The 18,602-nt window shown below is 71.0% G+C and carries 20 protein-coding genes; 13 read left to right on the top strand and 7 right to left on the bottom strand.

Going from position 1 to position 18,602, the window contains the following annotated elements; all coding sequences use genetic code 11:
* Nucleotides 1-121: 121 nt before the first annotated feature.
* From ACWDX6_RS18570 to ACWDX6_RS18560, 3 genes are read right to left on the bottom strand one after another with little or no spacing between them, the layout of a single operon-like run.
* The gene (locus ACWDX6_RS18570; protein WP_451485967.1) at nt 122-1,111 is read right to left on the bottom strand and encodes a COX15/CtaA family protein; all 990 of its coding nucleotides are present in this window, start codon (nt 1,109-1,111) and stop codon (nt 122-124) included.
* Between the two features lie 54 nt (nt 1,112-1,165).
* Complete coding sequence (locus tag ACWDX6_RS18565) at nt 1,166-1,939, bottom strand: ABC transporter permease (RefSeq protein WP_451485966.1); 774 nt, start codon at nt 1,937-1,939, stop codon at nt 1,166-1,168.
* On the bottom strand, nt 1,936-2,871 hold the full coding sequence (locus tag ACWDX6_RS18560) for an ABC transporter ATP-binding protein (protein ID WP_451485965.1): 936 nt from the start codon (nt 2,869-2,871) through the stop codon (nt 1,936-1,938). Before ACWDX6_RS18560 ends, ACWDX6_RS18565 begins: the two co-directional genes overlap by 4 nt.
* A 97-nt stretch (nt 2,872-2,968) precedes the next feature.
* On the opposite strand from ACWDX6_RS18560, the gene ACWDX6_RS18555 reads away from it, so the two are divergent.
* The 10 genes from ACWDX6_RS18555 (at nt 2,969) to ACWDX6_RS18510 (ending at nt 10,854) form a co-directional block, all read left to right on the top strand.
* Nucleotides 2,969-3,742: a DUF72 domain-containing protein gene (locus ACWDX6_RS18555; RefSeq protein ID WP_451485964.1), complete on the top strand. Its 774-nt coding sequence runs from the start codon at nt 2,969-2,971 to the stop codon at nt 3,740-3,742.
* Between the two features lie 103 nt (nt 3,743-3,845).
* Entirely contained in the window at nt 3,846-4,586 is a 741-nt protein-coding gene (locus ACWDX6_RS18550; protein WP_451485963.1) for a helix-turn-helix transcriptional regulator, read from the top strand.
* Nucleotides 4,583-5,998, top strand: coding sequence for a Fe-S cluster assembly protein SufB (gene sufB / locus ACWDX6_RS18545; protein WP_451485962.1), 1,416 nt, complete (start codon nt 4,583-4,585; stop codon nt 5,996-5,998). Before ACWDX6_RS18550 ends, sufB begins: the two co-directional genes overlap by 4 nt.
* A gap of 87 nt (nt 5,999-6,085) precedes the next feature.
* On the top strand, nt 6,086-7,267 hold the full coding sequence (sufD, locus tag ACWDX6_RS18540) for a Fe-S cluster assembly protein SufD (protein ID WP_451485961.1): 1,182 nt from the start codon (nt 6,086-6,088) through the stop codon (nt 7,265-7,267).
* Entirely contained in the window at nt 7,267-7,584 is a 318-nt protein-coding gene (locus ACWDX6_RS18535) for a bifunctional 3-phenylpropionate/cinnamic acid dioxygenase ferredoxin subunit (protein WP_451485960.1), read from the top strand. The genes sufD and ACWDX6_RS18535 overlap by 1 nt, the downstream gene beginning before the upstream one ends.
* Nucleotides 7,585-7,591: 7 nt before the next feature.
* Nucleotides 7,592-8,359, top strand: coding sequence for a Fe-S cluster assembly ATPase SufC (gene sufC, locus ACWDX6_RS18530; protein ID WP_451485959.1), 768 nt, complete (start codon nt 7,592-7,594; stop codon nt 8,357-8,359).
* Complete coding sequence (locus ACWDX6_RS18525) at nt 8,356-9,624, top strand: cysteine desulfurase (protein ID WP_451485958.1); 1,269 nt, start codon at nt 8,356-8,358, stop codon at nt 9,622-9,624. The genes sufC and ACWDX6_RS18525 overlap by 4 nt, the downstream gene beginning before the upstream one ends.
* A gap of 9 nt (nt 9,625-9,633) precedes the next feature.
* The gene (gene sufU / locus ACWDX6_RS18520) at nt 9,634-10,098 is read left to right on the top strand and encodes a Fe-S cluster assembly sulfur transfer protein SufU (protein ID WP_451485957.1); all 465 of its coding nucleotides are present in this window, start codon (nt 9,634-9,636) and stop codon (nt 10,096-10,098) included.
* Complete coding sequence (locus ACWDX6_RS18515; protein ID WP_352186260.1) at nt 10,095-10,433, top strand: metal-sulfur cluster assembly factor; 339 nt, start codon at nt 10,095-10,097, stop codon at nt 10,431-10,433. The genes sufU and ACWDX6_RS18515 overlap by 4 nt, the downstream gene beginning before the upstream one ends.
* 55 nt (nt 10,434-10,488) lie before the next feature.
* Nucleotides 10,489-10,854 carry a VOC family protein gene (locus tag ACWDX6_RS18510; RefSeq protein WP_451485956.1) on the top strand — a complete coding sequence of 122 codons (366 nt, stop codon included), beginning with the start codon at nt 10,489-10,491 and terminating at the stop codon, nt 10,852-10,854.
* Here ACWDX6_RS18510 and ACWDX6_RS18505 read toward each other — a convergent pair.
* Nucleotides 10,844-11,905: an oxidoreductase gene (locus tag ACWDX6_RS18505; RefSeq protein ID WP_451485955.1), complete on the bottom strand. Its 1,062-nt coding sequence runs from the start codon at nt 11,903-11,905 to the stop codon at nt 10,844-10,846. The genes ACWDX6_RS18510 and ACWDX6_RS18505 overlap by 11 nt on opposite strands.
* Nucleotides 11,906-12,092: 187 nt before the next feature.
* Between ACWDX6_RS18505 and dapD the strand changes: the two genes are divergently transcribed.
* Both dapD and ACWDX6_RS18495 read left to right on the top strand, forming a co-directional pair.
* The gene (dapD, locus tag ACWDX6_RS18500) at nt 12,093-13,076 is read left to right on the top strand and encodes a 2,3,4,5-tetrahydropyridine-2,6-dicarboxylate N-succinyltransferase (protein ID WP_451485954.1); all 984 of its coding nucleotides are present in this window, start codon (nt 12,093-12,095) and stop codon (nt 13,074-13,076) included.
* Between the two features lie 81 nt (nt 13,077-13,157).
* Nucleotides 13,158-13,370 carry a hypothetical protein gene (locus ACWDX6_RS18495; protein ID WP_451485953.1) on the top strand — a complete coding sequence of 71 codons (213 nt, stop codon included), beginning with the start codon at nt 13,158-13,160 and terminating at the stop codon, nt 13,368-13,370.
* Here ACWDX6_RS18495 and dapA read toward each other — a convergent pair.
* From dapA to ACWDX6_RS18480, 3 genes are all read right to left on the bottom strand, one after another.
* The gene (dapA, locus tag ACWDX6_RS18490) at nt 13,361-14,248 is read right to left on the bottom strand and encodes a 4-hydroxy-tetrahydrodipicolinate synthase (RefSeq protein ID WP_451485952.1); all 888 of its coding nucleotides are present in this window, start codon (nt 14,246-14,248) and stop codon (nt 13,361-13,363) included. The genes ACWDX6_RS18495 and dapA overlap by 10 nt on opposite strands.
* A 223-nt stretch (nt 14,249-14,471) precedes the next feature.
* Nucleotides 14,472-14,924, bottom strand: a complete 453-nt coding sequence (locus ACWDX6_RS18485) for an N-acetyltransferase family protein (RefSeq protein WP_451485951.1) — start codon at nt 14,922-14,924, stop codon at nt 14,472-14,474.
* Nucleotides 14,925-15,030: 106 nt separating this feature from the next.
* On the bottom strand, nt 15,031-16,866 hold the full coding sequence (locus ACWDX6_RS18480) for an endonuclease/exonuclease/phosphatase family protein (RefSeq protein WP_451485950.1): 1,836 nt from the start codon (nt 16,864-16,866) through the stop codon (nt 15,031-15,033).
* Between the two features lie 214 nt (nt 16,867-17,080).
* On the opposite strand from ACWDX6_RS18480, the gene ACWDX6_RS18475 reads away from it, so the two are divergent.
* Nucleotides 17,081-18,589, top strand: coding sequence for a hypothetical protein (locus ACWDX6_RS18475; protein WP_451485949.1), 1,509 nt, complete (start codon nt 17,081-17,083; stop codon nt 18,587-18,589).
* The last annotated feature ends 13 nt before the right edge of the window (nt 18,590-18,602 follow it).

Genomic DNA, 18,602 nt, shown 5'->3' with positions numbered 1-18,602 from the left:
CGACCGACGACAACGCGGCGTGGGGGCCCCTCCCGTGCCCGAAGGGCTACGGGGGAGCGGTGCCAGGGCACGCGAGCCCGGCATGATCCGAACGAGAGGCCCTAGGGTTCTTCCGTTCGGATCAGGCGGAGGCCGGCACCGGGTCCGTCCGGGCCGGGATCTCCGGCGTGGACACCGGGCGCTCGCGCAGGCTCAGCGCGAGGCGCAGCACGGCGATCCACATCAGCGAGGAGCCGAGCATATGGGCGCCGACCAGCAGCTCGGGAACGCCGGTGAAGTACTGGAGGTAGCCGATCCCGCCCTGCGCGAGCAGCACGATCAGCAGATCGCGGGCGCGCGCCCGGGTGTCGTCGGGGGCGTCCACCACCCGCAGCACCAGCCACATCGCGAGCGCCAGCGCGCAGACCACCCAGGCGGAGATCGCGTGGACATGCGCGGCGACGGTCCAGTCCCAGGGCATGCGGGGGACCTCGCTGCTGTCACCGGCGTGCTTGCCGGAACCGGTCACGCCCGTGCCGAGGACCAGGAGCAGCACGGAGACACCGACGATCGCCCAGGACAGCTTGCGGACCGGTCCGGGGACGCGCGGCCGCGGGGCCGTGTCGCCCTCACGGGCGCGCTGCCAGGTGATCACGGCGACCGTCAGCAGTCCGTTCGCGGCCAGGAAGTGACCGGCCACGGTCCACGGGTTGAGGCCCATCCACACGGTGATGCCGCCGAGGACCGCGTTGCACATCACGACCCAGAACTGGAGCCAGCCGAGCCGGGTCAGCCCGCGCCGCCACGGCTTGGTGGAGCGCGCCGCGATGATCGCCCAGCCGACGGCGGCCGACAGCACGTACGTCAGCATCCGGTTGCCGAACTCGATCGCGCCGTGGATGCCCTGCTCGGGCGTGGCGAAGAGGCTGTCGTCGGTGCACTTGGGCCAGGTGTCGCAGCCGAGACCGGAGCCGGTCAGCCGGACCGTGCCGCCCGTGACGATGATGACCACGCTCATCACGACGACGGAGAGCGCGGCGCGCCGGAGCGTCCGGGGGGACGGGGTCCAGCGCTGGGCGATGAAGGCGAGGGGGTTCAGCACGGCGCCTATCGTAGGCGGGGGCTTGTGCACGCGTTCACGAGGGGTGGGGTACGGGAGAGGATGTCCCGGAACGTCACCCCCCGGTCACTCCCAGCGGAAGAACTTCGCCGCCGCCCCGAGACCGAGGACCGCCCACACCGCGAGGACCGCCGCCTGGCTCCACGGCAGGGACGCGCCGCCCTGGAGGACGTCGCGCAGGCCGTCCGAGAGCGCCGAGATGGGCAGCAGCTCCAGGACGGAGCGGGCCGCGTCCGGGAACCTGTCCAGCGGCACGATCACCCCGCCGCCCACCAGGAGCAGCAGGAAGACCAGGTTGGCCGCCGCCAGCGTCGCCTCGGCCTTCAGCGTGCCCGCCATCAGCAGCCCCAGGCCCGAGAAGGCCGCGGTGCCGAGGACGAGCAGCAGCAGGACCGAGAGCGGGTCGCCCTGCGGGGACCAGCCGAGCCCCAGCGCGATCAGCGTCAGGAGCGTGATCTGGAGCACCTCGGTGACCAGCACCGACAGGGTCTTCGCCGTCATCAGCGCCCAGCGCGGCAGCGGCGACGCGGCGAGCCGCTTGAGCACCCCGTACCGGCGCTCGAAGCCGGTCGCGATGGCCTGGCCGGTGAAGGCGGTGGACATCACCGCGAGCGCGAGGACGCCCGGCGCGAGGAAGTCGACGGCCTTGTCCGCGCCGGTGTCGACGACGTCGACCGTGGAGAAGAGCACCAGCAGCACGGAGGGGATGATCACCGTGAGCAGGAGCTGCTCGCCGTTGCGCAGCAGCATCCTCGTCTCCAGGGCCGTCTGCGCCGCGATCATCCGTCCGACGGGGGCCGCTCCCGGCTTCGGCGCGTAGGTACCCGTACCGCCGCTCATCCGCGCAGCTCCTTGCCGGTCAGCTCGAGAAAGACGTCTTCGAGGGTGTGGCGTTCCACCGTGATGCCGTCCGGCATCACGCCGTGCTGGGCGCACCAGCTGGTGACGGTGGCGAGCAGCTGCGGGCCGACCTGGCCGCTGATCCGGTACGCCCCCGGGGTCAGCTCCGCCGCGGCCGTGCCGTCGGGCAGGGCCTTGAGGAGCGAGCCCAGGTCGAGGCCGGGGCGGCCGGTGAAGCGCAGGGTGTTCTCGGCGCCGCCGCGGCACAGCTCCTCGGGGCTGCCCTGGGCGGCGACCCTGCCGGCGTCGATGATGGCGACGTCGTCGGCGAGCTCCTCGGCCTCGTCCATGAAGTGGGTGGTGAGGACGACCGTGACGCCGTCGGCGCGCAGCTCCCGCACGAGGTCCCAGGTGGCGCGGCGGGCCTGCGGGTCGAGTCCGGCGGTCGGCTCGTCGAGGAAGACCAGTTCGGGGCGGCCGACGACGGCCATCGCGAGCGCCAGGCGCTGCTGCTGGCCGCCGGAGAGCCGGCGGTAGGCGGTCCGGCCGCAGGAGCCGAGACCGAGGCGCTCGATCAGGGCGTCCACGTCCAGGGGGTGTGCGTGCAGCTTCGCCATGTGGCGGAGCATCTCGTCGGCGCGGGCGCCGGAGTAGACGCCGCCGGACTGGAGCATCACGCCGATCCGGGGGCGCAGCGCGGCCGCGTCGGCGACCGGGTCGAGGCCGAGGACCCGGACGGTGCCGGCGTCGGGCCTGCGGTACCCCTCGCAGCTCTCGATCGTGGTGGTCTTCCCGGCCCCGTTGGGGCCGAGGACGGCGGTCACGGTGCCCGCCCGGACATCGAGGTCGAGGCCGTCGACGGCGGTCTTGTCTCCGTACCGCTTGACCAGGCCGCGTACCCGGACGGCGGTGTCGACGGACTCGTTTCGCATGCCGGGAAGTCTAGGTCCCCGTTCGGCGGCTCGTTCCGGGGCCCCGGACCGGCCCCCCGGGGCGGGTGAGCCGCCCGGTACGGGGAAGGCGCGGCGTATGTCCGTGTTCGTCGGCACCTCCGGGTGGCAGTACCGGGACTGGCGCGGCGTCCTCTATCCCGAGGGCCTGCCCCAGCGGCTCTGGCTGGAGGAGTACGCGCGCCGGTTCGTCGCCGTGGAGAACAACAACGCCTTCTACCGGCTGCCCGAGCGTCACACCTTCGCCGAGTGGAGGGACCGTACGCCCGACGGCTTCGTCATGGCGGTGAAGGCCAGCCGCTTCCTCACCCACGTCAAGCGGCTGAAGGACCCCGAGGAGCCCGTGGAGCGGCTGCTGGGCCGGGCCGAGGCGCTGGGGGACCGCCTCGGGCCCGTGCTGCTCCAGCTGCCGCCCACGCTGCGTGCCGACGCCGGGCTGCTGGACGCGGTGCTCGCCCGCTTCCCCCGCCGGGTGCGGGTGGCGGTGGAGCCCCGGCACGACTCGTGGTGGACCGACGAGATCGCGTCGGTCCTCGCGGACCGGGGCGCCGCCCTGTGCTGGGCGGACCGCGGCTCGAAACCGGTGACCCCGCTGTGGCGGACGGCGGACTGGGGCTATCTGCGGCTGCACGAGGGCCGGGCGAGGCCCTGGCCGGCCTACGGGCCGCGGGCGCTCGCCACCTGGGCGGACCGGCTCGCCGCGACCTGGCCCGACGGGGCGGACGTGTACGCGTTCTTCAATAACGACCCGGGGGGCGCGGCCGTCCGGAACGCGGTCTCGTTCGCCCGTGCGGTGGCCTCGGCGGGAGGGGCGGCGGTGCCTCCCGCGGGCGGTGAGAGTGGCTCGAAGTGATCGTTTCCGCAGGTCAGGTAAGCCTTACCTGAGTGACGCACGGCACCGTGCCTCGTTCCGGCGTCGCTTGTCAGTCCTCAGGGAATTACGCAACAATGGCGTTGTGAAAAACGTCGGTGAGGCTCCTGTGGAGGAACTCGCGACCGGTGAGCGGTCCACCCGCAACCGGGTCGCGCGGTCCATCCTGGATCACGGCCCGTCGACCGTCGCCGATCTCGCGCAGCGGCTCCGCCTCACCCAGGCGGCCGTACGCCGGCACCTCGACACGCTCGTCGCCGAGAACGTCGTCGAAGCCCGCGAGAAGCGGGTCTACGGCGCCCGCACCCGCGGCCGCCCCGCCAAGGTCTTCGCTCTGACCGACTGCGGCCGGGACGCCTTCGACCAGTCGTACGACACACTGGCCGTGGACGCCCTGCGCTGGATCGAGAAGTCCGCCGGCGGAGGGACGGCAGGGGAGGCGGCCGTCGCCGCCTTCGCCCGCCACCGGCTCGAAGCGCAGGCGGAGACGTACCGCGAGGCGATCGAGTCGGCCGATCCCGACCAGCGCACCGAGGCTCTCGCCAAGGCGCTCAGCGCCGACGGGTACGCTGCCACCGCGCGGAACGCGCCGGTCGGCCAGCAGCTCTGTCAGCACCACTGCCCGGTCGCCCACGTCGCCGAGCAGTACCCCCAGCTGTGCGAGGCGGAGACGGAGATCTTCTCCCGCCTCTTGGGAACGCACGTCCAGCGTCTCGCCACCATCGCGCATGGTGACGGCGTCTGCACCACGTTCATCCCGCACAGCGCCCCGCAGACCACCCCATCAGAAGCATCCGCAAGCACGGCCGGGAGGAACCCCGCATGACCACCGAGATCAGCCACCCCGAGCTCGAGGGCCTGGGTCGGTACGAGTACGGCTGGGCCGACTCGGACGCGGCCGGTGCCACCGCGAAGCGCGGTCTCTCCGAGGCCGTCGTCCGCGACATCTCCGAGAAGAAGAACGAGCCGGAGTGGATGCTGAAGCTGCGGCTGAAGGGTCTGCGCCTCTTCGACAAGAAGCCCATGCCCAGCTGGGGCTCCGACCTGTCGGGCATCGACTTCGACAACATCAAGTACTTCGTGCGCTCCACCGAGAAGCAGGCCGCTTCCTGGGAGGAACTGCCCGAGGACATCAAGAACACGTACGACAAGCTCGGCATCCCCGAGGCGGAGAAGCAGCGCCTCGTCGCCGGTGTCGCGGCCCAGTACGAGTCCGAGGTCGTCTACCACCAGATCCGTGAGGACCTGGAGGAGCAGGGCGTCATCTTCGTCGACACCGACACCGCGCTGAAGCAGCACGAGGAGCTCTTCCGCGAGTACTTCGGCACCGTCATCCCGGTCGGCGACAACAAGTTCGCCTCCCTGAACACGGCCGTGTGGTCCGGCGGCTCGTTCATCTACGTGCCGAAGGGCGTGCACGTCGAGATCCCGCTCCAGGCCTACTTCCGTATCAACACGGAGAACATGGGCCAGTTCGAGCGGACGCTGATCGTCGTCGACGAGGACGCCTACGTCCACTACGTCGAGGGCTGCACCGCCCCGATCTACTCCTCCGACTCCCTGCACTCCGCGGTCGTCGAGATCATCGTGAAGAAGGGCGGCCGCTGCCGCTACACGACGATCCAGAACTGGTCGAACAACGTCTACAACCTGGTCACCAAGCGCGCCGTGGCCTACGAGGGCGCGACCATGGAGTGGGTCGACGGCAACATCGGCTCCAAGGTGACGATGAAGTACCCGGCCGTCTACCTCATGGGCGAGCACGCCAAGGGCGAGACGCTGTCCATCGCCTTCGCGGGCGAGGGCCAGCACCAGGACGCCGGCGCCAAGATGGTCCACATGGCCCCGAACACCTCCTCCAACATCGTCTCCAAGTCGGTGGCGCGAGGCGGCGGCCGCACCTCCTACCGCGGTCTCATCGAGATCGGCGAGGGCGCCCCGGGCTCCAAGTCGAACGTCCTGTGCGACGCGCTGCTCGTCGACACGATCTCCCGCTCGGACACGTACCCGTACGTCGACGTCCGCGAGGACGACGTCTCCATGGGCCACGAGGCCACCGTCTCCAAGGTCTCCGAGGACCAGCTCTTCTACCTGATGAGCCGCGGCATGACCGAGTTCGAGGCGATGGCGATGATCGTGCGCGGCTTCGTCGAGCCCATCGCCAAGGAGCTGCCGATGGAGTACGCGCTGGAGCTCAACCGGCTGATCGAGCTGCAGATGGAAGGCGCGGTCGGCTGACGCACCGACGCCCCACCACCAGCTAGCGGCCCGCCCCCACCGGCGGGCCGAGGATCGAAAACGTAGGAAGAGAGCAAGACGACAGCCATGGCTGAGGCTCAGAACATCCCGGCGGGCTCCACCACCGCCGGCTCGATCGCGGTGGCCGCCGAGTCCACCGTCGCCACGCGCATGAGCGCGCCCCCGTCCTTCGACGTCGCGGACTTCCCCGTCCCGCACGGCCGCGAGGAGGAGTGGCGGTTCACCCCGCTGGACCGCCTGCGCGGACTGCACGACGGCACCGCCGTCGCCACCGGCGAGGGCGTCAAGGTCGAGATCGAGGCCCCCGAGGGCGTCACCGTGGAGACCGTCGGCCGGGACGACGCGCGGCTGGGCAAGGCCGGTACGCCCGTCGACCGGATCGCCGCCCAGGCGTACTCCTCCTTCGAGAAGGCCTCGGTCGTCACCGTCGCCAAGGAGACCGTCCTCACCGAGCCCATCCGGATCGCCGTGCACGGCCAGGGCGGCGTCGCCTTCGGCCACCAGGTGATCGAGCTCGGCGCGTTCGCCGAGGCCGTCGTGGTCATCGACCACACGGGCGACGCGGTGCTCGCCGCCAACGTCGACTACCTCCTCGGCGACGGCGCCAAGCTCACCGTGGTCTCCGTCCAGGACTGGGACGAGAAGGCCGTCCACGTCGCCCAGCACAACGCGCTGGTCGGCCGCGACGCCTCCTTCAAGTCCGTCGTGGTCACCTTCGGCGGCGACGTCGTCCGCATCCACCCGCGCGTCGCGTACGCGGGCACCGGCGGCGAGGCCGAGCTCTTCGGCCTGTACTTCACCGACGCCGGCCAGCACCAGGAGCACCGCCTCCTCGTCGACCACAACACCCCGCACTGCAAGTCGAACGTCGCCTACAAGGGCGCGCTGCAGGGCCAGGACGCGCACGCCGTCTGGATCGGTGACGTCCTCATCCAGGCCAAGGCCGAGGGCACCGACACCTACGAGCTCAACCGGAACCTGGTCCTCACGGACGGTGCCCGGGTCGACTCCGTGCCGAACCTGGAGATCGAGACCGGCGAGATCGCCGGCGCCGGTCACGCCTCGGCCACCGGCCGCTTCGACGACGAGCAGCTCTTCTACCTGATGGCCCGCGGCATCCCGGAGACCGAGGCCCGCCGCCTCGTCGTCCGCGGCTTCTTCGCCGAGCTGGTCCAGCAGATCGGCCTGCCGGACGTCCAGGAGCGCCTCATCGCCAAGATCGACGCCGAGCTGGAGGCCTCCGTCTGATGGCCTTCGTCCGAGTCTGCGCGCTGAGCGAGCTGGAGACCGACACCCCCAAGCGGGTCGAGGTCGACGGCACGCCGGTGTCGGTCGTGCGGACCGACGGCGAGGTGTTCGCGATCAACGACGTCTGCTCGCACGCGAACGTCTCCCTCTCGGAGGGCGAGGTCGAGGACTGCGCCATCGAGTGCTGGCTGCACGGCTCCAGCTTCGACCTCCGCACCGGCAAGCCGTCCGGCCTTCCCGCGACGCGCCCCGTCCCCGTATACCCCGTAAAGATCGAAGGGGACGATGTGCTCGTCTCCGTCACCCAGGAGTCCTGAGTCACCCATGGCAACGCTTGAAATCCACGACCTGCACGTCTCCGTCGAGGCCGAGAACGGCCCCCGGGAGATCCTCAAGGGTGTCGACCTGACCATCAAGCAGGGCGAGACCCACGCCGTCATGGGCCCCAACGGCTCCGGCAAGTCGACCCTGGCGTACTCGCTGGCCGGCCACCCGAAGTACACGGTCACCGGCGGCACCGTCACCCTCGACGGCGAGGACGTCCTGGAGATGTCGGTCGACGAGCGCGCCCGCGCCGGCCTCTTCCTGGCCATGCAGTACCCGGTCGAGGTCCCCGGTGTCTCGGTCTCCAACTTCCTGCGCACCTCCGCCACCGCCGTCCGCGGCGAGGCGCCCAAGCTGCGTACCTGGGTGAAGGAGGTCAAGGAGGCCATGGAGAAGCTCCACATGGACCCCGCCTTCGCGGAGCGCAACGTCAACGAGGGCTTCTCCGGCGGTGAGAAGAAGCGCCACGAGATCCTTCAGCTGGAGCTCCTCAAGCCGAAGATCGCGATCCTCGACGAGACCGACTCCGGCCTCGACGTCGACGCCCTGCGCGTCGTCTCCGAGGGCGTCAACCGCGTCCGCGAGACCGGCGAGGTCGGCACCCTGCTGATCACGCACTACACGCGGATCCTCCGCTACATCAAGCCGGACTTCGTGCACGTCTTCTCCGGCGGCCGCATCGTCGAGTCCGGCGGCGCCGAGCTCGCCGACAAGCTGGAGAACGAGGGCTACGAGGCCTACAGCACGAAGGGTGGCGCATCCGCGTGACATCTGCCCATCAGGGGCTCTCCGGCCTCCTCGACACCGAGGCGATCCGCAAGGACTTCCCGCTCCTGGATCGCGTGGTCCACGACGGCAAGAAGATCGTGTACCTGGACTCCGCGGCGACCTCGCAGAAGCCGCGCCAGGTGCTCGACGCGCTCAACACGTACTACGAGCGCCACAACGCCAATGTCCACCGCGGCGTCTACACGGTCGCCGAGGAGGCGACGGCGCTGTACGAAGGCGCCCGTGACAAGGTCGCCGCCTTCATCAACGCGCCGAGCCGCGACGAGGTGATCTTCACCAAGAACGCCTCCGAGTCGCTCAACCTCGTGGCCAACATGCTGGGCTGGGCCGACGAGCCCTACCGCGTGGACCACGAGACCGAGATCGCCATCACGGAGATGGAGCACCACTCCAACATCGTGCCGTGGCAGCTGCTCTCGCAGCGCACGGGCGCGAAGCTGAAGTGGTTCGGCCTCACCGACGACGGCCGTCTCGACCTCTCGAACATCGAAGAGGTCATCACCGAGAAGACCAAGATCGTCTCGTTCACCCTGGTGTCGAACCTGCTCGGTACGGTCAACCCGGTCGAGATGATCATCCGGCGCGCGCAGGAGGTCGGTGCGCTCGTCTGCATCGACGCCTCGCAGGCGGCCCCGCACATGGTGCTCGACGTGCAGGCGCTCCAGGCCGACTTCGTGGCCTTCACCGGCCACAAGATGTGTGGCCCGACCGGCATCGGCGTGCTGTGGGGACGGCACGAGCTCCTGGAGGACCTGCCGCCCTTCCTCGGCGGCGGCGAGATGATCGAGACGGTCTCGATGCACTCCTCGACGTACGCGCCGGCCCCGCACAAGTTCGAGGCGGGTACGCCCCCGATCGCCCAGGCCGTCGGCCTCGGCGCGGCCGTGGACTACCTCTCGGCGATCGGCATGGAGAACATCGCGCGCCACGAGCACGCGATCACCGAGTACGCCGTCCGCCGCCTCCAGGAGGTTCCGGACCTGCGGATCATCGGCCCGACGACGGCCGAGGACCGCGGCGCCGCGATCTCCTTCACGCTCGGCGACATCCACCCGCACGACGTGGGCCAGGTCCTCGACGAGGAGGGCATCGCGGTCCGTGTCGGACACCACTGCGCGCGGCCCGTCTGCCTGCGGTACGGAATTCCTGCGACCACGCGAGCGTCGTTCTATCTGTACTCCACCCCGGCCGAGGTCGACGCCCTGGTCGAGGGTCTGGAGCACGTACGGAACTTCTTCGGCTAGGGGATTTTCGTGAAGCTGGATTCGATGTACCAGGACGTCATCCTGGACCACTACAAGCACCCGCACGGGCGCGGTCTTCGGGACGGCGATGCCGAGGTGCACCACGTCAACCCGACGTGCGGCGACGAGATCACGCTCCGTGTGAAGTACGACGGGTCGCGGATCGCGGACGTGTCGTACGAAGGTCAGGGCTGTTCGATCAGCCAGGCCTCGGCGTCCGTGCTGAACGAGCTGCTCGTCGGCAAGGAACTGGCCGACGCGCAGAAGATCCAGGGCACCTTCCTGGAACTGATGCAGTCCAAGGGCCGGATCGAGCCGGACGACGCGATGGAGGAGATCCTGGAGGACGCGATCGCGTTCGCCGGTGTCTCCAAGTACCCCGCGCGGGTCAAGTGCGCGCTGCTCAGCTGGATGGCGTGGAAGGACGCGACCGCCCAGGCTCTGGGCGGCGACGCGGAGAGGAAGTCGGCATGACCGAGAACGCCGAGGCCACGATGAAGCCGGCCTCCGAAGAAGAGATCCGCGAGGCGCTGTACGACGTCGTCGACCCCGAGCTGGGCATCGACGTGGTCAACCTCGGCCTGATCTACGGCATCCACATCGACGACTCCAACGTCGTCACGCTGGACATGACCCTGACGTCGGCGGCGTGTCCGCTGACCGATGTGATCGAGGACCAGGCGAAGGCCGCCACCGACGGCATCGCCAGCGAGCTGAAGATCAACTGGGTCTGGATGCCGCCGTGGGGCCCGGACAAGATCACGGACGACGGTCGCGAGCAGCTGCGCGCGCTCGGCTTCAACGTCTGAGGTCCCCTGCCGCAAATCCGGTGAACGGTCGTGCCCGCCAGTCAGACTGGCGGGCATGACCGTTTCTCTGTATCAGATCGCTGTCGATGTCCACGACGCCAGGCGCCAGGCCGACTTCTGGACGCGGGTCCTCGACTGGAAGGTGCTCTACGAGGACGACGAGGAGATCGTCATCGGCGCCGGGGAGAACGCACTGCCCGGAATCGTCTTCCTGACCGTGCCGGAGTCCAAGACCGTCAAGAACCGGCTCCACCTCGACCTCACGCCCGACGACCGGGACGCGGAGGTCGAGCGGATCATCGGCCTCGGCGCGCGCCGGATCGACGTCGGGCAGGGCGAGGACGCGACCTGGGTGGTCCTCGCCGACCCCGAGGACAACGAGTTCTGCGTGCTGCGGCCGAAGAAGTCCCTCATCGACTGACCGGGGAGTCCCCGGCCGCCTGGATGAGGGCCGGGGCCAGGTTCTCCTTGCGGATGCGCTGGTCGACGTAGAGCAGGCCGGTCACCAGGGGCGGGAAGACCGAGGCGAGCATCTGGCCGAGCAGCGACAGGATCATGACGATCACCAGGACGGGCGCGAGCTCGGCCAGGATTTCGCCCGGCGTCTCGGGAGGGTTGCTCCCGCCGAAGGAGGCGGGAGTCGAGAACACCTGGGCGAACATCTGGAAGACGGAGCCCGCCGCCCCGGCGATGAAGCCGGCCGCCAGCAGGGATCCGAAGATCCGCCACCACGAGCCGCGGACCAGCTGCGACGAGCGGCGCATGGCGGCCGTCGCGCCCTGCCCCTCGAAGACCGCGGCCGCCGGGGCCAGGCTGAGCTTCACCCAGATCCAGGTCGCCAGGGGGATGGAGACCAGCGCGCCCAGCATGGCGAAGGCCGGCAGCATCCACGCGACGGGTCCCGACTCGGTCGCCGCCGCGAGGAGCGCCGCCATCAGCCCGATGAAACCGACGAGGAAGAAGCCGGTCGGCACCAGCATGACCAGCATCGTCAGGAAGACCGTGGCAAGCACCGCCGGCATCCGCGACCAGGCGCGGCGCCAGACCGCGCCGAAGGTGGTGGGCCGGCCGAGGACCGCCTCCTGGAGGACGGCGGGGCACGCCGCGTACACCACGCCGCTCGCGGCGATCATCACGATCATGGCGACGAGCCAGACGCAGCCGAACCCGATCAGCAGCGGACGGACGTCCTCCCACGCCGGCTCCCGGCCGCTCGGCGGGTCGAAGAGGAGGGGCAGATGGTCGCCGACGGCGGCGTAGGCCACCCAGACCGCCGCCGCCACCAGCAGTGTGCCCACCCCGTAGGCCGTCATCGACACCCCGAAGAGCGGCTTCCAGTAGCGGCCGAGGGTCGTGAAGGCGCCGGTCAGTATCTCGCTGAGCTTGAGCGGCACGAGGGGTATCACGCCGGGCTGCGGCGGGGGCGGTGGGGGAGCGTAGCCGTAGCCGTACGGCCCCGAGTGATGCGTCATGCGGGACACCGTAGCGTCAGGGCCGCGTACGTCCGTACGCGCGATGGCGGCCCCCGGACCTTCCCGCCGGTCGAACATCCGACCGGCGGGCGGGCCCCGTCGTCGGATCCGCCGGAACCGGCCCGCAACCCGACCGACACCTGAGACCGGTTGGCCCGGGCGGGGGCCCGACCGTTAGGTTTTCCACATGACCACTGCTCCTCGCACCACCGGCGCCGTCGCCGCCGGCCTTGCCACCCTCGCCGCTGACGGCACCGTCCTCGACACCTGGTTCCCCGCCCCCGAGCTGACCGAGGCGCCGGGACCCGCCGGAACCGAGCGGCTCACCCCCGACTCCGCGGTCGACGCCCTCGGCGAGGGCGCCGCCAAGGCGATCGGCGTGGACGCCCGCCGGGGCGTCGAGGTGGTCGCCGTCCGCACCGTCATCTCCTCGCTGGACGACAAGCCGCTCGACACCCACGACGTGTACCTGCGCCTGCACCTGCTCAGCCACCGGCTGGTCAAGCCGCACGGCCAGAGCCTCGACGGCATCTTCGGCCTCCTCGCCAACGTCGCCTGGACCTCCCTCGGCCCGGTCGCCGTCGACGACCTGGAGAAGGTGCGTCTCAACGCCCGCGCCGAGGGCCTCCACCTCCAGGTGACCTCCGTCGACAAGTTCCCGCGGATGACCGACTACGTCGCGCCCGCCGGCGTCCGCATCGCCGACGCCGACCGCGTCCGGCTCGGCGCGCACCTCGCCGCCGGGACCACCGTGATGCACGAGGGCTTCGTCAACTTCAACGCCGGCACCCTGGGCACCTCGATGGTCGAGGGCCGTATCTCCGCCGGTGTCGTCGTCGGCGACGGCTCCGACATCGGCGGTGGCGCCTCCACGATGGGCACGCTCTCCGGCGGCGGCAACGTCGTCATCTCCATCGGCGAGCGCTGCCTGATCGGCGCCGAGGCGGGGGTCGGCATCGCGCTCGGCGACGAGTGCGTCGTCGAGGCCGGCCTCTATGTGACGGCCGGTACCCGCGTCACGATGCCGGACGGCGAGATCGTCAAGGCCCGCGAGCTGTCGGGCGCCTCGAACATCCTCTTCCGCCGCAACTCGGTGACCGGTGCCGTCGAGGCCCGCCCGAACAACGCGGTCTGGGGCGGACTGAACGACGTGCTCCACAGCCACAACTGAGCGTGACCGTTCCGAGTGACTCCCGTTAGCAGGACGACGCGAGTCACAGCGTCATACGAGCGGACAAGGCGAGGAGACGACATGAGGACGAGGGCCACCGTTGTCGGACTGCTGGGAGCACTGACCGTCGCGGGGGTCCTGCTGCCCGCGTCGGCGGCCGTCGCGGACGAGACGCACACCCACTCGCACAACGGGCCGCGCGTCACCCTCATCTCCACCGGTCAGATCGACGACCCGCTGGAGGACGTCCTGGAGCACGCCGCGATCCTCGGCCGCACCTACGTCTACGACTGAACCAGCCGCTCGTACGCCGCCCGCAGCCCGTCGACCGCCTCCCGGTCGGCGGGCTGCAGCGGTTCCCGCACGTATCCGCCGCCGTCCCGGAGGCGCAGGAGCGCCTTCGCCGTCACCGTGCCGGGCAGGCCCGAGGCCATCATCAGCTCGGCGAGCGGCAGCGTGAGCGCGTTGAGCCGGGCGGCGCCCGCCGTGTCGCCCGCGTCGAAGGCGTCGAGCACGGCCCGCATCTGACGCGGTGCCACGTTGGCCACGGTGCTGACGTAGCCGGCTCCGCCGACCGCGTACAGCGGAAGGTTCAGCTCCTCGCACCCGGAGTAGTACGCGAGCGAGGTACGGGCGATCACCTTCGCGCTGCCGAGCAGGTCGTAGGCGCAGTCCTTCACCGCGACGATCCGGGGGTGCTCGGCCAGCCGGAGCATCGTCTCCGGTTCGATACGGGTGCCGGTGCGGCCGGGGATGTCGTACAGCATCACGGGCAGGGCGGTGGCCTCCGCCACCCGCAGGAAGTGCGCCTCGACGGCCGCCTGCGGCGGACGGCTGTAGTACGGCGTGACCACCAGAAGCCCGTCGGCGCCCGCCGCCTCGGCCTGCCGGGCCAGTTCGACCGTGTGGCGGGTGTCGGAGGTGCCGACGCCCGCGACGATCGAGGGGCCGGGGCCGACGGCTTCGCGGACCGCCCCGACCAGCGCGGCCTTCTCGGCGTCGGACGTCGTGGGGGACTCGCCCGTCGTGCCGTTGAGGACGAGACCCTCGCAGCCCTCGGTGACGAGACGGACGGCGTGCTCGCGGGCGCCGTCGAGATCGAGCACGCCGGAGTCGGTGAACGGGGTGATCATCGCGCACAGGGCGCGGCCGAAGGGGCGTTCTGTGTCCATCGCCGCAGTCTGTCCGTCCTCCACGGTGAAGGTCCACTTAGATCTGCTTCGGTCGAGAGGTAAGCACCGCTGAAGAGTGGCTGTCTGCGTGATCGGCCGGGCGCGACTGGACATCGCGAAGGCGGTCCACGACCTGGCCCACGCCCTCGTACATCACGGGAGAGGTGCTGCTCGTGGACGGCGGCGGGCACCTGCTCGGATGACAGGTACCGGATGACAGGCGTCAGGAGGGCAGGGTCAGCTTGAAGCCGTCATGGCTGCGCGTGAAGCCCAGGGAGGCGTAGAAGCGGTGGGCGTCCGTCCGCCGTTTGTCGCTGGTCAACTGGACGAGCGCGCAGCCGCGTTCGCGGGCCCGCCGCACGGCCCGGTGCATCAGCTCCCGACCGAGCCCGCCGCCGCGCCGGTCCGCCCTGATCCGGACGGCCTCGATCAGGGCCCGTTCGGCGCCGCCCTTGCCGAGGCCGGGGATGTAGGTGGCCTGGAGACAGCCGACGACCGTCCCGTCGTCCTCCGTGAGCACCAGGATCTCGTTGCGCGCGTCGCGCTCGATGTCCGCGAACGCCCGCTCGTACGCCTCGGTGACGGTCACCGAAGCGGGGTCGACGACCCTCTCCTCGTCGGCGAGCAGCGCGAGGACGGCGGGGAGTTCGGCGCGGGTGGCGGGACGGAGGATCACGGCCCGAGTCTGCCACGGGCCGCCCGCGGCCGGGTTCGAGCGGCCACCGCGTACGGCGGTACACGCCCGCGCTCGGCCCGAGCGCGGGCGTGCGGCACGGTGACGGCTACGGGCGGAAGCGCAGCACCTGCGGGTCGTGGTCGCTGTTCTGCTCGGCGAACTCCGCGTTGATGTGGACGCTGTCGTACTCGAAGTGGCGGATCCCCGGGCTGGTCAGGATCTGGTCGAGAACCTGGCTGTTGCCCTGGTAGACGTACGAGTAGCGCTCGCCGCGCGGCAGCGACTTCACGGCCGGGTAGAGCGCCCCGCCGTCCGTCAGCGCCTTCGTGGTCTCGGAGAACTCGAAGTCGTTGATGTCGCCGAGGACCAGCACGTCGGCCCGCTTCTCGACGGCGAGGATGTCCTTCACGAACGTGTTGACGGCCTGGGCCTGGAGGAGGCGCCTGGCCTCCGACGAGCGGACCGGCGGCTGGTGGTGCGAGGCGAGGTTCTCGTCGCCGCCCTTGGAGCCGAAGTGGTTGGCGATCACGAAGACCGTGCGGCCGCGGAAGGTGAACTCGCCCGCCAGCGGCTTGCGGCTGTTCTCCCAGGCGGTGTGGGAGGGGTCGATCCGGCCGGGCGAGAGCGTCAGTGCCGCCCCGCCCCGCTCGCCGCGGACCACACCGGTCGCGGTCGTCGCGTCGGCGGCCCCCCGGTCGGCGAAGGAGACGCGCGCCGGGTTGAAGAGGAAGGCCTGGCGGATGTTGCCGCCGGGCTCGCCGCCGTCCTTGTTGTTCACCGGGTCGACGGACCGCCACTCGTACGCCGGGCCGCCCGCGGCCGTGATCGCGTCCGTGAACTTCTTCAGCGTCTGGTCGGCCGCCACCGTGCCGTCGTTCTTGGCGCCGTTGTTGTCCTGGATCTCCTCCAGGGCGAGGATGTCGGGCGAGGCGAGGTTGTGGACCACGGCCGCGGCCAGCGCGTCGAACTTCTCCTGCGGGTCGGTCGGGTCGAGGTTCTCGACGTTGTACGTCGCCACGGCCAGCTCGTTCTTGTGCTGCTTCTGCGTGGTCTCCCGCTCCAGACCGCGGTCGAGGACGGTGCCGAGGGTGCGCGCGGTCACCTTGTAGCCGCCGAACTGGTCGAAGTCCATCGGCCCTTCGCTCGAACCGACGAGCCAGTCCCCGACGTTCGCGGTCGGGAAGGGCTGCTGCGCGAGCGGGGTCAGCGACTGGACCTTCAGGCGACCGGTGTTCTGCGCGGTGTACGAGCCGTAGACCGTGCCGCCGCGGCGGTTGGCGTTCTCCCAGGGCTTCACCGTCACCCACAGCTCGGCGTGCTCGGTGGAGGCGCCCACGACCCGCGAGGAGTCGATGCGGACGTTGGTGCCCTCCAGGGACTCGTAGTAGTCCAGGGCGTACGTCTCCGGCTTCAGCGCGAGGCCGTTGATCGAGCCGCCGGCGGCCGGGTCGCCCTCGGGGGCGTAGACGTCCGGGACGGCGGAGCCGGAGACCGCCACCGGGGCCGGGACCGGGTTGCCGGAGGAGACCACGGTGACCGTGGGCCGGGAGAGCTGGGTGAGCGACTGGTTGCCGGAGTTCAGGCCGCCGGGGACGTACTCGCCGACCGTGCCGTTCACGCTGACCGCGTCGCCGACGGCGACGGTCGGGACGGAGCTGGTGAAGACGAACAGGCCCTCGCTGGTGGCCGCGTCGTCGTCGGCCTGCGGGTCCTGGATCCAGAACCCGCGCGAGCCGTAGGTACGCACGCCGGTGACGATGCCCGTCACACCGGTGACCTGCTTGCCGACGAGGGGCGAGACGCGGGTGGTGCCCTGGATGTCGTGGATGCGGACACCCGCGGCGGTCTCCGCCGAGGCGGAGGAGCCTGCGAGGAGTCCGGCGGCGAGCGCGGCGGACACGACGGCGGCGACGGCCGCGGATCTCGGTATGGAGGAAGGCATCAAAGGGCTCCGGAGGTGCTTGGAGGATCGGTCGATGGTTCTACGCGCGTCAATCTCTTGGCAGAGCGGCCCCCTTGTCAAGGGTCGACGGGTGTACGAAGGCTGACGGACCCGTGAACCGGCGGCCCCCGGTGGAATTGCGTCTACGCTGAGGGCCGTCCCCCACCGACCCGGGCCCGTCACCCCCACGTACGTTTCGAGGAGAAGACCCTTCATGGCATCGGACCGCCCCACCCTGCCCCCCGTTCAGCTGCACTCGGACGCGGAGCTGGCGCGGGACGCCCTGGCCACCCCCCTGCTCGCCCGCGCCGTGCGGCTCGCCCGCTGGGCGGGGCCCGGGACCGGGGTCGGCGCGGGCGGTGAGCTCGTCGACGGACAACTGCCCGCGGCCGCCGAGGCGCTGGGCCTGGCGGCGGACGAGGACGGCCTGGCGTACGCGAGCGAGGCGTGGCGGATCGCGGTCGACACCGGGCTCGTGGAGGTCGAGGAGGAGGCTGCCGGGCACGGTTCCGGCGCCGCCTCGGGGGACGGCTCGGACGACGGCCCGGACGACGGCTCGGACGATGTGGTCGGGACGGTCACGGCGGGGGAGAACCTCGCGCTCCTCACCGGCGGCGGTGCGCCGCTCGACGTCCTCGGCATCTGGCTCGACGCGCTGGACGTGGTGTTCGCCGACGCCACCGCGCCCGTCCTCGACGACCTCGCGGAGCTCATCGGCGAGGGCGGCGAGATCGACTTCGAGCGGCTCGACTGGAACCCCGAGGAGGAGGCGGAGTTCCTGGAGGGCGTGCTCGGGAACCTGTATCTGCTCACGGTCGGCGAGGGCGGCGCGGGCGAGGGCCCGGTGCCCCTGCCGGCGCTCGCGGCGTCGATGATCGTGCCCGACGACATGGGGGAACCGACGGACGACGTGCTGGAGCAGGTGTCCGAGGCGATGATGCGCCTCGACGACCAGTTCCGGCTGCTCGAACCGATCGGACTCGTCGAGTACCAGCCCGTCGACGAGGCGCTGATGGCGGAGGAGGGCGAGGAGCCCGCCCCGTCGGTCGACGAAGAGGACGTCACGCGGTACGGCATGGTGCGGCTGACGCCGCTCGGCCTCTACGGCGTCCGCGCCCGGATGCTGGAAGCGGGCGTGGACGCGCCGGCCGTCGGCGACCTGGCCGGCAAGGGCGCCGACGCGCTGCTCGACGGGCTCGCCCGCTACCCGGTGACGGCGGCGCGCGCCGAGACCGTGGGCTGGCTGGCCGGCCGGGAGGCGGTGACCGCGGCGCGGGAGCTGCTCGCCGCGGCACGGGGCACGGACGCGGGGTCGCCGCTGCGGCGGCTGCACTGCCAGCAGGCGCTGTCGCTGGTCGGCGCGGAGGCGGAACCGGCGGTCCGCGAGGTCCTGGACGACGCCGAGCTGGGCGGCCTGGCGCGGGTCTGGCTCGCGGAGCGCGGGGCGGCGGACATCCCGGCGCCGCCGGAGTCGATGATCTTCTGGCTGGCGATCGACACGATCGCGGCGCAGCTGGAGTCGGACGGTGACCTGGACGAACTCCAGGATCTGGTGGAGGGCCTGACGGGCCGGCACAGCGGCTTCTTCGACGCGGCCTGGCGGGTCGAACACCCGGCGACGGCGGAGGTCCTGGAGGCGATGGGCAGCCTGCACCGCGACAAGGCCGTGGCCAAGGAGGCCCGCAAGGCGGCGTTCAAGGCACGGTCGCGCGCCAGGGGGTGAGACCTGCCGCACG

This window comes from Streptomyces sp. NPDC003027 (genome assembly GCF_053591435.1).
The sequence above is the reverse complement of the archived record's forward strand: the minus strand, read 5'-3'. Positions and strand labels throughout refer to the sequence as shown.